The 12825-nt window shown below is 63.6% G+C and carries 11 protein-coding genes; 6 read left to right on the forward strand and 5 right to left on the reverse strand.

Annotation, left to right across the window (positions count from 1 at the left end; genetic code table 11):
* Nucleotides 1–28: 28 nt before the first annotated feature.
* Complete coding sequence (locus tag KTQ37_RS04715; RefSeq protein ID WP_218629439.1) at nt 29–1276, reverse strand: sarcosine oxidase subunit beta family protein; 1248 nt, start codon at nt 1274–1276, stop codon at nt 29–31.
* Between the two features lie 221 nt (nt 1277–1497).
* Here KTQ37_RS04715 and ccmI point away from each other — a divergent pair, with 221 nt between their 5' ends.
* The 3 genes from ccmI to KTQ37_RS04730 are packed head-to-tail and all read left to right on the forward strand — an operon-like array spanning nt 1498 to nt 3753.
* Entirely contained in the window at nt 1498–3027 is a 1530-nt protein-coding gene (gene ccmI, locus KTQ37_RS04720; protein ID WP_218629314.1) for a c-type cytochrome biogenesis protein CcmI, read from the forward strand.
* The gene (ruvX, locus tag KTQ37_RS04725) at nt 3024–3503 is read left to right on the forward strand and encodes a Holliday junction resolvase RuvX (protein ID WP_218629315.1); all 480 of its coding nucleotides are present in this window, start codon (nt 3024–3026) and stop codon (nt 3501–3503) included. The genes ccmI and ruvX overlap by 4 nt, the downstream gene beginning before the upstream one ends.
* Entirely contained in the window at nt 3496–3753 is a 258-nt protein-coding gene (locus tag KTQ37_RS04730) for a DUF1289 domain-containing protein (RefSeq protein ID WP_218629316.1), read from the forward strand. The genes ruvX and KTQ37_RS04730 overlap by 8 nt, the downstream gene beginning before the upstream one ends.
* Nucleotides 3754–3806: 53 nt before the next feature.
* On the opposite strand, the gene KTQ37_RS04735 is transcribed toward KTQ37_RS04730, so the two are convergent.
* Nucleotides 3807–5630 (reverse strand): TRAP transporter large permease, encoded by a 1824-nt coding sequence (locus KTQ37_RS04735; RefSeq protein ID WP_236021070.1) that lies wholly within the window; start codon nt 5628–5630, stop codon nt 3807–3809.
* Entirely contained in the window at nt 5630–6199 is a 570-nt protein-coding gene (locus KTQ37_RS04740) for a TRAP transporter small permease subunit (RefSeq protein ID WP_218629318.1), read from the reverse strand. Before KTQ37_RS04740 ends, KTQ37_RS04735 begins: the two co-directional genes overlap by 1 nt.
* Before the next feature lie 709 nt (nt 6200–6908).
* On the opposite strand from KTQ37_RS04740, the gene KTQ37_RS04745 reads away from it, so the two are divergent.
* On the forward strand, nt 6909–8654 hold the full coding sequence (locus tag KTQ37_RS04745) for an acetolactate synthase 3 large subunit (protein ID WP_218629319.1): 1746 nt from the start codon (nt 6909–6911) through the stop codon (nt 8652–8654).
* Nucleotides 8655–8732: 78 nt separating this feature from the next.
* Nucleotides 8733–9293 (forward strand): acetolactate synthase small subunit, encoded by a 561-nt coding sequence (gene ilvN / locus KTQ37_RS04750; protein ID WP_218629320.1) that lies wholly within the window; start codon nt 8733–8735, stop codon nt 9291–9293.
* A gap of 3 nt (nt 9294–9296) precedes the next feature.
* Here the strand turns inward: ilvN and KTQ37_RS04755 are convergent, their stop codons facing one another.
* Both KTQ37_RS04755 and KTQ37_RS04760 read right to left on the reverse strand, forming a co-directional pair.
* On the reverse strand, nt 9297–9539 hold the full coding sequence (locus tag KTQ37_RS04755) for a hypothetical protein (protein ID WP_218629321.1): 243 nt from the start codon (nt 9537–9539) through the stop codon (nt 9297–9299).
* A 189-nt stretch (nt 9540–9728) separates the two neighbouring features.
* Entirely contained in the window at nt 9729–10475 is a 747-nt protein-coding gene (locus KTQ37_RS04760; RefSeq protein WP_218629322.1) for an alpha/beta hydrolase, read from the reverse strand.
* Between the two features lie 316 nt (nt 10476–10791).
* Between KTQ37_RS04760 and thrS the strand changes: the two genes are divergently transcribed.
* Nucleotides 10792–12738, forward strand: a complete 1947-nt coding sequence (thrS, locus tag KTQ37_RS04765; RefSeq protein ID WP_218629323.1) for a threonine--tRNA ligase — start codon at nt 10792–10794, stop codon at nt 12736–12738.
* The last annotated feature ends 87 nt before the right edge of the window (nt 12739–12825 follow it).

The following is a 12825-nucleotide window of genomic DNA, read 5'->3' on the forward strand; positions in this document are numbered from 1 at the left end:
TCGTGGAGCAGAGCGAAGCGAAGACGGGTCAATGCGCCACCCCCGCCGCGACGGATTCGTCGATGAAGCGGCCTTCCCGGAAACGGTTCAGCCCGAAGTCGGCGGCCAGCGGACCCGGCTCGCCCTTGGCGACCAGTTCCGCCATCGCCCAACCCGAACCGGGGATCGACTTGAAGCCGCCCGTGCCCCAACCGCAGTTGACGAAGATGTTCTCAACCGGCGTTTTCGACAGGATGGGCGAGCGGTCACCGGTCATGTCCACGATCCCGCCCCACTGGCGCAGCATCTTGAGGCGCGAGATGATCGGGAAGGTCTCGATCAGGGCGCGGGTAGTTTCCTCGACATGATGCCACGAGCCGCGCTGCGTGTAGTTGTTGAACCCGTCGGTGCCGCCGCCGATGACCATCTCGCCCTTGTCAGACTGACTCATGTAGCCATGCACAAGGTTCGCCATGACAACGACATCCATGCAGGGCTTGATCGGCTCCGACACCCAGGCTTGCAGCGCCATCGACTCGATCGGCAGGCGGAAGCCCGCCATCTCGGCCAGCACGCTCGAATGGCCCGCCACCACGATGGCCAGCTTGCCGCAGTCGATCGAGCCCTTGGTGGTCTCGACGCCCTGCACCTTGCCGTTCTCGGTGCGCACGCCGGTCACTTCGCATTGCTGGATGATGTCCATGCCCATGGCCGAGCAGGCCCGCGCATAGCCCCAGGCCACCGCGTCATGGCGTGCGGTGCCGCCGCGCTCTTGATAAAGCGCGCCAAGAACCGGGTAGCGCGGCCCGTCGATATTCACGATCGGAACCAGATCCTTGACCTCGGAGGGCGTGATCCAGCGGGTCTCGACGCCTTGCAGGTTGTTGGCATAGACCGTGCGCTTGTAGCCGCGCATCTCATGCTCGGACTGGGCCAGCATCAGCAGGCCACGCGGCGAGAACATGACGTTGTAGTTCAGATCCTGACTCAGATCCTCGTAAAGCGAGCGCGCCTTTTCGTAGATCGCAGCCGAGGGATCTTGCAGGTAGTTCGAGCGGATGATCGTGGTGTTACGCCCGGTGTTGCCACCGCCCAGCCACCCCTTCTCGATCACTGCGACATTGGTGATGCCGTGAACCTTGCCAAGGTAATAGGCCGTCGCCAGACCATGACCGCCCGCGCCGACGATGACCACATCGTAGCGCTTTTTCGGCGCGGGGCTTTGCCAGGCGCGTTCCCATCCGGCGTGGAAGCGCAAGGCCTCCCGCGCAACGGCAAACATCGAGTAGCGTCTCAAAGCCATGTTCACTCCTTCGGCACGCATTCAAGACGGGCGCGAATCCGCAACGCCCCGTCATTCGTCCTATTGATGGACCGCCCCCCCGGCCAAAAGCCACCCCCAAGCGGCAATTGCGGGAAAAATACGACATGCACCTGCGACAAGGCGCGCCATCTTGCCGCTTGGCCCTTTCTTGCCCGGCCTATCCGGCCTAAATGGGTGCAGACACAGGAGACGCCATGCTGTTCTGGACCCTTACCGCCGCCCTCGTGGCGCTTGTTGCGCTGCTTTTCGTCCTCGCCCTCGTGCGCCGGCACGCGGCCGATGCGCCCGCCTCTGCCTATGATGTGCAGGTCTACCGCGACCAGTTGCGCGATCTCGACAAGGATATGTCCCGTGGCGTGATCTCCCGGGAGGAGGCCGAGCGCACCCGCGTCGAAATCTCGCGCCGGATGCTAGAGGCCGACCGCGTCTCGCAGGCCGAGCAAGACAGCCGCGAGGCGCCCAAGGGCGCAACGATGGCAATCATCCTTGTGCTTGGCGCGATCATGGCGACCTCGTTCTACCTCTATCAGCGCCTCGGCGCGGCGGGTTACCCCGACCAGCCGATCAAGGAACGTTTTGCCATCGCCAACGAGCTTTACGACTCGCGCCCCTCGCAGGACGAGGCAGAAAAGCAGGCCGCAGCCGCACAGGCCGACCAGCCGCAACCCGATGCGCAGTTCCTTGAACTGATGGAGCGCCTGCGCAAGGCCGTGGCCGAACGCCCCGACGACCCCGAGGGCCTTGCCCTTCTCGCGCGTAACGAGATGAGCATGGGCAACTACCGCGCAGGTTGGGAAACGAAGAAACGCCTCGTCGAGGTTCTGGGCGACAAGGCGCGCGCACAGGATTATGCCGATCTGGGCGAATACATGGTCGTCGCTGCGGGCGGTCTCGTGACCAAGGAAGCCGAGGAGAACTTTGCCAAGGCGCTCGAGATGGACCCGGCCGAGGGCCTGTCGCGCTACTACATCGGTCTGATGATGGCGCAGAACGGGCGCGGCGACCGCGCCTTCCGCATCTGGGACGCACTGCTGCGCAATGGCCCGGCGCAAGCGCCCTGGGTGCCCGCGATCTTGGCCAATATCGAGAACCTCGCCTGGATCGCTGGCGAGACGCGGTATGAGCTGCCCGCCCCGGGTGGCCGCGGCCCTTCAGCTGCCGATATGCAGGCCGCGGCGGAAATGTCGCCCGAGGACCGTCAGCAGATGATCCGCGGCATGGTTGCGCAACTCAACGACCGTCTGGCAAACGAAGGCGGGCCGGCTGCGGATTGGGCCAAGCTGATCTCGTCGCTGCGGATGCTTGGCGAGGATGACCGCGCGCAGGCGATCTGGGGCGAGGCGCAAAGCCGCTTTGCCGATCTCCCGGAGGATCTTGAGATGATCCGGGCCGCAGCCGAGGGCGAAGTGCCCCCCATGGCGGAAGCTGCCGAGCCGATGCGCGGCCCGGCACTGACCGACGAGCAGATGCAGTCCGCCTCGGACATGACGCCCGAGGAGCGTCAGGAGATGATCGCGAACATGGTCAACGGACTGGTCGAGCGACTTGAGTCTGAGGGCGGCGACGCCAGCCAGTGGGCGCGCGCGATCTCCTCGCTTGCCACGCTTGGCCAGACCGAGCGCGCCGCCGAGGTCTACTCCATGGCCCGCACCGCGCTTGCGGGTGACGAGGCCGCGCTGTCGGTGATCACGGGCGCCGCGCAGGCCGCCGGGGTGGCGAATTGATCTGCGCCACGATCGAAGAGTTCTTCGAGGCCCTGCCCCGCTTTGGCGCGGTGGCGGGGCTTGATCTTGGCACCAAGACGATCGGCGTCGCAGTCTCGGACACGTTGCGTTCGGTCGCCTCGCCGCTCTCGACCATCCGGCGAGAGAAATTCACGCTCGACGCCGAGAAACTGCTCAAGATCGTGACTGATCGCGAGATCGCGGGGATAGTCCTTGGCCTGCCCATGAACATGGACGGGACCGAGGGGCCGCGCTGCCAATCGACCCGCGCTTTTGCCCGCAACCTCGAAAAGCTCACCCCCCTGCCCATCGGCTTCTGGGACGAGCGACTCTCGACCGTGGCGGCCGAACGGGCGATGCTTGAGGCGGATATGTCGCGAAAGCGTCGCGCCGAGGTGATCGACCACGTGGCCGCCGGGTTTATCCTTCAAGGAGCGCTGGATCGTCTGGCGCATCTGAGGGCCTCGAATGTCTGAGAACATCCCCGAGAACACCGACCGCATCTGGAAACGGGCCGAGATCGCAAGCCCGTGCATCAAGCTGTGCTCGGTCCACCCGGTCGAGAAGATCTGCGTGGGCTGCTACCGCACGCTGAACGAGATCGGCAACTGGTCACGCATGACGCCCGAGGAGCGCGACCGTGTCATGGGGGAACTGCCTGCGCGTGCACCGCGACTGCATCAGCGCCGTGGCGGACATTCGGGGCGCACCAGCGAGTCTGCCTGAAACGACCCTACCACCGAAATTGGAACGGCGGCCCGTGGGCCGCCGTTTTCGTTTCAGTTGCTGGCGGCGGGAAGCCCGCCAAGCCCCATCGGAGCCGGCACGAGGCTTGCCCCTCCGCCCTGCGGGGGCGTTGCGGGCGCACCGGTCGGCGCGCCGGGCGCGCCAAGCGGCGGCAGGCCAAGGCCCATCCCGCCCGGAGCCGAGCCCGGTGCCGCCCCAGGCGCACCAAACCCGCCAAGACCGCCCAGACCACCGCCAAGACCTGGCATCTCGGGCAGCTTCAGCTCGATCGTCGAAGGATCGACCGCCTTGCCCTTGTAGTGCATGACCATGCCCGGGAACGCGATCACGATACCGATCATGATGATCTGGATAAACACGAACGGCACGGCGCCCCAGTAGATATGCGAGGTCTTCACCGGATCGGTCAGCTTGCCCGTCAACTTGTCGATATAGGGAGACTTCGGAGCGACCGAACGCAGGAAGAACAGCGCAAATCCGAACGGCGGGTGCATGAACGATGTCTGCATGTTCACGCCCAGGATCACCCCGAACCAGATCAGATCGATGCCCAGCTTCTCGGCCGCGGGGGCCAGCAGGGGAACGATGATGAAGGCAAGTTCGAAGAAATCGAGGAAGAATGCCAGGAAGAACACCAGCAGCGACACGACGATCAGGAAGCCCATCTCACCGCCCGGCAGCGAGACCAGCAGATGCTCGACCCACAAATGGCCGTTCACGCCGTAGAAGGTCAGCGAGAAGACCCGCGCGCCGAGCAGGATGAACATCACGAAGGCCGACAGGCGCGTCGTGGCGGCCAGAGCGTCGCGCACCACACCGTAGTTCAGCCGGCGCTTCATCGCCGACAGGATCAGCGCACCCACGGCACCCATGGCCCCGCCCTCGGTCGGCGTGGCAACGCCAAGGAAGATGGTCCCAAGCACCAGGAAGATCAGCGCCAGCGGCGGGATCAGCACGATGACGACCTGCTGGGCAAGACGGCTCATCGCATTGATCTTGAGCGCCTTGTCGAGTACCGCGACCGCGTAGATCACCAGAACGGCGAGTGCTGCGGCCAGGATGCCCGCGTCTTTCGGGTTGTGGTTGGTTTCGAGGTACTTTTCAGCGCCGTAGAAGAGCGCGAGACCGGCAGCCAGCGCCACAGCAAGCGAGGTCACACCCGAGCCAAGCGTGCGCGCCTCTTTCGGCAGCGCGGGCATCGAGGCCGGACGCAGCACCGACATCAGCGCGACATAGCCAAGGTAGATGCTCGTCAGCACGAGGCCGGGGATCATCGCGCCCTTGTACATGTCGCCCACCGAGCGGCCGAGCTGGTCGGCCAGAACGATCAGCACCAGCGAGGGCGGGATGATCTGCGCCAATGTGCCCGACGCCGCGATCACACCCGAGGCGATCCTGCGGTCATAGCCATAACGCAGCATGATCGGCAGCGAGATCAGGCCCATCGCGATCACCGAAGCCGCCACGACGCCCGTGGTGGCCGCCAGCAGCGCGCCCACGATGATCACGGCATAGGCCAGACCGCCGCGCACCGGACCGAAGAGCTGGCCGATGGTGTCGAGCAGGTCTTCGGCCATGCCCGATTTCTCAAGCACGATCCCCATGAAGGTAAAGAATGGAATGGCAAGCAATGTCTCGTTCGACAGCACCCCCCAGAACCGTTCGGGCATCGCGTTCAAGAGCGGCCAGCTCAGGTTGATCGTGCCATTCGACAGCGGGGCAAGCTCGACCCCGATGATGAAGAACACCAGACCGTTCGCGGCCAGTGCGAAGGCGACGGGGTAGCCCAAAAGCAGGAAGCCGATGAGCGAGACGAACATGATCGGCGCCATGTTCTGCGCGATCAGTTCCATCATCACAGCGCCTCCTCTTCGACGATCATGTCATGGCCGTGATGGCCCGTCGCCGGATGCGGATCTTCGAGCAGGCCGCGCATGACGGCGATCTTCTTGATGATCTCGGAGATGCCCTGCGCGAACATCAGGATGAAGCCGATCAGCAGCAAGGCTTTCGCCGGCCAGATGATCAGGCCACCCGCGTTGGTCGAGACCTCGCCCGATTTCACGGACAGCATCACATAGGGATACAGCAGATAAAGCATCAGACTGACCATTGGCATCAGGAAGAAGACATGCCCGAACAGGTCGATCCAGTGCTGCACGCGGCGCGAGAACGCGCCGTAAACGATGTCGATGCGGATATGCTCGTTTTGCTTGAGCGTATAGGCCGCGGCCAGCAGGAAGGCGGCACCGAATAGATACCACTGCAACTCCAGCCAGGCGTTCGACGATACGTTGAAGATCTTTCGAATAGTCGCGTTCGCAGCCGAGATGATTACGGCCATCAGGATCAGCCAGGATACGGCCTTTCCGATGGTCTCGTTTACTCGGTCAATCAGGCGCGACAGGGCTAGCAAAGCGCCCATCTCCGTCCTCCCCTTCCCGGTTTTGGCCCCCTACCTCCAGGGGCAGTCAGCATTCCTTGAACGGACTCCCCCCGGACGTCAAGAAATTTAGCCCATTTTGGTAGTTTTTTCTGACCAGTTTGCGCAAAACTGCATCATCCGCACATTTTGCGGTGATCCCGAACCGGTGTGGCCCCGGAAAGCTGACCGCAAGATAAAGAACGTCGCGCGAAAAGGAAGCGGGAAAAGCGGCAGCGCCCCTGCGTCATGGCGCCCCAAAGCGGATACGCGGTGCCGCTGTGAAACATCTCCATTTCGAGAAAACCCGCGACGAACCGCACCCGCTCCAAGGCCACACGACTCGGGCCAACGGCACAGAATTCGCCGCGCGAAGCTCATGTTTGCACCCGCAGCAGGATGAAGCCGGGTGCTATTTTCTGAAAATGTCCGCTGAAAGCTGTCACTACGCAATATTTGGAACGTTTTTTCGACCCCTGCGACATAATATTCACAGATTTGCCGTTGACGCCCCCGACGCGCCTTTCTAATGTCCGCTGCAACGCAACGGAAAGGATCAGCGATGCTCTCGCTTCTTGTCGTCGTAGGAGGTTGGTGCATGGGCCGGTGACGGTTTGACCATGATGGTTCCCATGCGCCCTCGCCCGAAACGCGAGGGCTTTTTGTTGCGAAACGGTTCAGAGGCCCGAGGGCCGCGGGAATGGAGAGAGTGATGGCACGGCAGATGACCGGCGCGAAAATGGTGGTTCAGGCGCTCAAGGATCAGGGGGTCGATACGATCTTCGGTTATCCCGGTGGTGCCGTCCTTCCGATCTATGACGAGATCTTCCAGCAAAACGACGTCCGTCACATCCTCGTCCGCCACGAGCAGGCCGCCGTGCACATGGCCGAAGGCTACGCGCGCTCGACCGGTAAGCCGGGTTGTGTGCTGGTGACCTCGGGCCCCGGCGCCACCAATGCCGTGACCGGCCTGACCGACGCGCTGATGGACTCGATCCCGCTGGTGGTGTTCTCGGGCCAGGTGCCGACCTTCATGATCGGCACCGACGGTTTCCAGGAAGCCGACACCGTGGGCATCACCCGCCCCTGCACCAAGCATAACTGGCTGGTGAAAGAGACCGAGAAGCTGGCGGAAACCATCCACCAGGCCTTCCACGTCGCGACCTCGGGCCGCCCTGGCCCGGTGCTGATCGACATCCCGAAGGACGTGCAGTTCGCCACCGGCACCTATAGCGCCCCCAAGGCTGCGCGCGTCGATCACTACCAACCCAAGGTGAAGGGCGATCTGGATGCGATCACCAAGCTGGTCGAGTTGATCGAAACCGCCGAGCGGCCGATCTTCTACACCGGCGGCGGCGTGATCAACTCGGGCACCGCGGCCAGCCAGTTGATGTGCGAACTGGTGGATGCCACCGGCTTCCCGATCACCTCGACGCTGATGGGTCTGGGCGCCTACCCGGCCTCGGGCAAGAACTGGCTGGGGATGCTGGGGATGCACGGCCTTTACGAGGCCAACCTCGCGATGCATGGCTGCGATCTGATGATTAACCTCGGCGCGCGCTTCGACGACCGGATCACCGGCCGCGTGGCGGATTTCTCGCCGAAGTCGACGAAGGTGCATGTGGATATCGACGCTTCCTCGATCAACAAGATCGTGCATGTGGACCTGCCGATCGTGGGCGATGTGGGCCATGTGCTCGAAGACGCGCTCAAGATCTGGAAATCGCGCGGGCGCAAGGTCAACAAGGAAGGCCTCGCCAAGTGGTGGGCCAAGATCGAGGGTTGGAAGAAGGTCAATTGCCTCGCCTACACCAACTCGGAAAAGACGATCAAACCGCAATACGCGCTGCAACGCCTCGAGGCGCTGACCAAGGGCCGTGACCGCTACATCACGACCGAGGTGGGCCAGCACCAGATGTGGGCCGCGCAGTTCCTGGGCTTTGATGCGCCGAACCGCTGGATGACCTCGGGCGGTCTTGGCACCATGGGCTACGGCTTCCCGGCCTCGATCGGTGTGCAGATCGCGCATCCCGACGCGCTGGTGATCAACGTCGCGGGCGAGGCCTCGTGGCTGATGAACATGCAGGAAATGGGCACCGCGACCCAGTTCCGCACGCCGGTAAAGCAGTTCATCCTGAACAACGAGCGCCTCGGCATGGTGCGCCAGTGGCAGCAACTGCTGCATGGCGAGCGTTATTCGCACTCCTGGTCGGAAAGCCTGCCCGATTTCGTGAAGCTGGCCGAGAGCTTCGGCTGGAAGGGCATCCGCTGCGACGATCCGGCCAAGCTGGACGACGCGATCATGGAAATGCTCAACTATGACGGCCCGGTCCTGTTCGACTGCCTCGTCGAGAAGCACGAAAACTGCTTCCCGATGATCCCCTCGGGCAAGCCGCACAATGAGATGCTGCTGGCAGCCGATGCCGAGGCGTTCAAATCGGGCGCGACGCTGGTGTGATCAAGTGGCCCGGGGGCCTTCCCCGGGCGCGACAGGAATTCATGTAGTCCAAGGACTTACAAGATAAAGGAGAGGGCAATGGCCGCTCTGAACATCAAGAAAGGCTCGACCTCGCATTCGGCCTATGACCTGCGCGATTTCCACTCGGAAGTGGAGCGTTCGCATACGCTGGCGGTGCTGGTTGATAACGAAGCGGGCGTGCTGGCCCGCGTGATCGGCCTGTTTTCGGGCCGCGGTTACAACATAGACAGCCTGACCGTGGCCGAGGTGGACCACAAGGGCCACCGCTCGCGCATCACCATCGTGACGCGCGGCACGGTTGCGGTGATCGACCAGATAAAGGCGCAGCTAGGCCGCATCGTACCGGTGCACCAGGTGATCGACCTGACCACTGAAAGCACCCCTGTCGAACGCGAGCTGGCACTTTTCAAGGTCGCAGGCACGGGCGACAAGCGCGTCGAGGCGCTGCGTCTGGCCGACATCTTCCGCGCCAATGTGGTCGATTCGACACTGGAGAGCTTTGTGTTCGAGATCACCGGCACCCCGGAAAAGATCGACGCTTTCGCCGAACTGATGCGCCCGCTTGGTCTGTCGGATGTGGCCCGCACGGGGGTTGCCGCCCTGCCGCGCGGGATCTGACGCTCAGCTACCGGTTTCACAAGGTTCAGGGGCGGTGCTGCGCTGAGCGGCCCGCCCTTTTCCGCAGGTGTCTTGCGGCAGATAGATCAGGCGCTGCAACAGCAACTCGGCTGCCAGAAGCCGGTCCACGGGCGGAAAGCAATCCGCAGGGCGTGCGCCGCGCAGCAACACCAGCGCACCATCGCGCACCGAATAGATCACGGCGGATCCATGCCTGCGATCCCGCCAGCAGACGATCGCTTTCATCCGACATCCCCTCTGCCTGACGCGTCCGGCGATGCGTTACCTGCATCGCCCGGCAGGCGCCCGCCCCGGTTACCCAACGTCAGCCTAGCAGAAACAGCGCCCGCAGCCAATCGCGCAGCTACACCGAGCCTGCACAGGACTTCACTGGCCGCCCGATGCGCCACGACGACACAGCGTTGAATGCCCCGCTCAACCGATCCGGCCCAGCACCTCGGCCACAGTCTGCTCGATCAGCGCAAGATCGTCAGGCTCCGAGAACCGATGATCGGCGCCCTTCACCAGTGTCAGCCGCATATCGGGGCTTTGCGCATGGGCCAAAAGGCGGGTCGCCCATTCGACCGGCACGGCATCATCGTCGGTGCCCTGCAGGCAGCGCACTGGGAAGTTCAGGCTCAGCGGATCGCGCAGAACCAACCGGTTGCGCCCCTCATTGATCAGCCGCCGCGTGATCCGGTAAGGCTCGCCATAGTCCGAGGGCACATCGACATAGCCCACCTCTTCCAGCGCGCGCCGCTCGGCCTTGTCGAACGAGGACCAGTATCCGTCTTCGGTGAAATCCGGGGCAGCGGCGATGGTCACCAGCCCTGCAACAAGCTCGGGATGATGTCGCGCGAGCAGAAGCGCGATCCACCCGCCCATGGACGAGCCGACCAGCACCTGCGGCCCGTCAGTCAGCGCGCGAATCGTGTCGCGCGCGTCTTCGAACCAGTCCCCGATGGCGCCATCGGAGAACTCCCCATCAGACTGGCCGTGACCGGAATAGTCGAACCGTAGAAACGCACGCCCCCGCGCCCGCGCCCAGTCCTCGAGCGCCAGCACCTTCGTCCCCTGCATGTCGGATTTGAAGCCATGCAGAAAGACAATCCCGGGGCCGCCCCCTTCGGTCTTGGCATAGGCGATCCGGCGGCCCTCGGGCGTGGTGATGAAATCGGTCATGCGTTCCCCCTTCGACTTGGACTTACCCTAACCGGCGGGTCCGCGCGCCTCAACCGCCGAAAAAGGGGCTCTGCCCCCTCGCCCGTGCCGGGCTCACCCCCTGGATATTTGAACAAAGCCGAAAGAGAACAGATCACTACGCCTATTTCGGCTTTGCAGAAATATCCCGGGGGAGGCGAAGCCGGGGGCAGAGCCCCCGCTCGCGCGATTGCCGCAGCGCGCCCCGTTGACTTGGACGCGCGGGCGTCGCATATCGGCGTCGACCATAACCCGCAACCGGGCGTTCCGTGGGCGCCAAACCGACGAGGAGGACGATATGTCCCAGATCACCCTCACCTTTCCCGATGGCAATCAGCGTTCCTATGACGCGGGCGTGACCCCGGCGGAAGTCGCTGCATCCATCGCGCCCTCGCTGGCCAAGGCCGCGCTTTCGGCGCGTGTGAATGGCGCGCATTGGGATCTTCAGTGGCCCATCGAGACCGACGCCAAAGTGTCGATCAACACGCTCAAGGATGACGAGTCCGCGCTTGAGCTGATCCGCCACGACCTCGCCCACATCATGGCGCGCGCCGTGCAAGAGATCTGGCCCGACGTGAAGGTTACCATCGGCCCGGTGCGCGATTACGGCTGGTTCTACGATTTCGATCGCGCCGAGCCCTTCACGCCCGAAGACCTTGGCGAGATCGAGGCGCGGATGAAGCAGATCATCAACGCGCGCGAACCGGTCCGTACCGAAGTCTGGGACCGCGTCCGCGCGGTCGAGCACTACATCACCACCAACGAGCCCTACAAGGTTGAGCTCGTGAACCGCATCCCCGAGGGGGAGCCCCTGCGGATGTACTGGCATGGCGACTGGCAGGATCTGTGCCGCGGCCCGCACCTGCAAAACACCGGGCAGGTTCCGGCGGATGCGTTCAAGCTGACCCATGTCGCGGGCGCCTACTGGCTTGGCGACAACACCCGCCCGATGCTCCAGCGCATCTATGGCGTCGCGTTCAAGAACAAGAACGACCTCAAGGCGCATATGACCATGCTTGAGGAGGCCGCCAAGCGTGACCACCGCAAGCTCGGCAAGGAGATGGACCTCTTCCACATGCAGGAAGAGGCGCCCGGCCAGATCTTCTGGCACCCGAACGGCTGGACCATCTACACCCAGTTGCAGGACTACATGCGCCGCCAGCAGACCAAGGGCGGCTATGTCGAGGTCAACACCCCGCAGGTGGTGAACCGCAAGCTCTGGGAAGCCTCGGGCCACTGGGAGAAATACCAGGAGAACATGTTCATCGTCGAGGTGGACGAGGAAGGCGCGCGCGAGAAGGTCGTCAACGCGCTCAAGCCAATGAACTGCCCCTGCCACGTGCAGATCTTCAATGTCGGCCTCAAGTCCTACCGCGACCTGCCGCTGCGCATGGCCGAGTTTGGTTCGTGTGCACGCTATGAACCCTCGGGTGCGCTGCACGGCATCATGCGCGTGCGTGGCTTTACGCAGGACGACGCGCATATCTTCTGCCGCGAAAGCCAGATCGAGAGCGAAACCAAGCTCTTCATTGAGTTCCTCTCGCGGATCTACCGCGACCTCGGCTTTACCGAGTTCAAGATCAAGTTCTCGGATCGCCCCGAGAAGCGCGCGGGCTCGGACGAGGTCTGGGACAAGGCCGAGGCAGCACTGGCCAACGCGACCAAGGCGGCGGGCTACGAGTTCACGCTCAACCCCGGCGAGGGCGCCTTCTACGGGCCCAAGCTTGAGTTCGTGCTGACCGACGCGATCGGCCGTGACTGGCAGTGCGGTACGCTTCAGGTCGACTTCGTGCTGCCGGAGCGTCTCGACGCCAGCTACATCGGTGAGGATGGCAACCGCCACCGCCCGGTCATGCTGCACCGCGCGACGCTCGGGTCTTTCGAGCGCTTCATCGGCATCCTGATCGAAAGCCATGCGGGCAAGCTGCCGCTGTGGCTGGCGCCGCGTCAGATCGTGGTGGCCTCGATCGTTTCGGATGCGGACGATTACGTCCACGAGGTCGTGGCCGCGCTGCGCGCCGCCGGCCTGCGCGCCGAGGCCGACACCCGTAACGAGAAGATCAACTACAAGGTCCGCGAACATTCGCTTGGCAAGGTACCCTACATCTTCGCCATCGGCATGAAAGAGGTCGAGGAACGCACCGTTTCCGTCCGTCGCCTGGGCGAGAACCGCACCGAAACGGCGGCGCTCGACGCAATCATCGAAACGCTCAAGGGCGAGGCTCTACCCCCCGACCTGCGCTGATTGCACAGTTACCCTACCAAGCCCCCCGTCAGGCGCCCCCACAAGGGCGCCTGACGCCGTTTTGGGCAAGAAATCGGCCTTCGCACG

The sequence above is a fragment of the Sedimentimonas flavescens genome (assembly GCF_019264375.1).
In the GTDB taxonomy this organism is placed as follows: Bacteria; Pseudomonadota; Alphaproteobacteria; order Rhodobacterales; family Rhodobacteraceae; genus Rhodobacter; species Rhodobacter flavescens.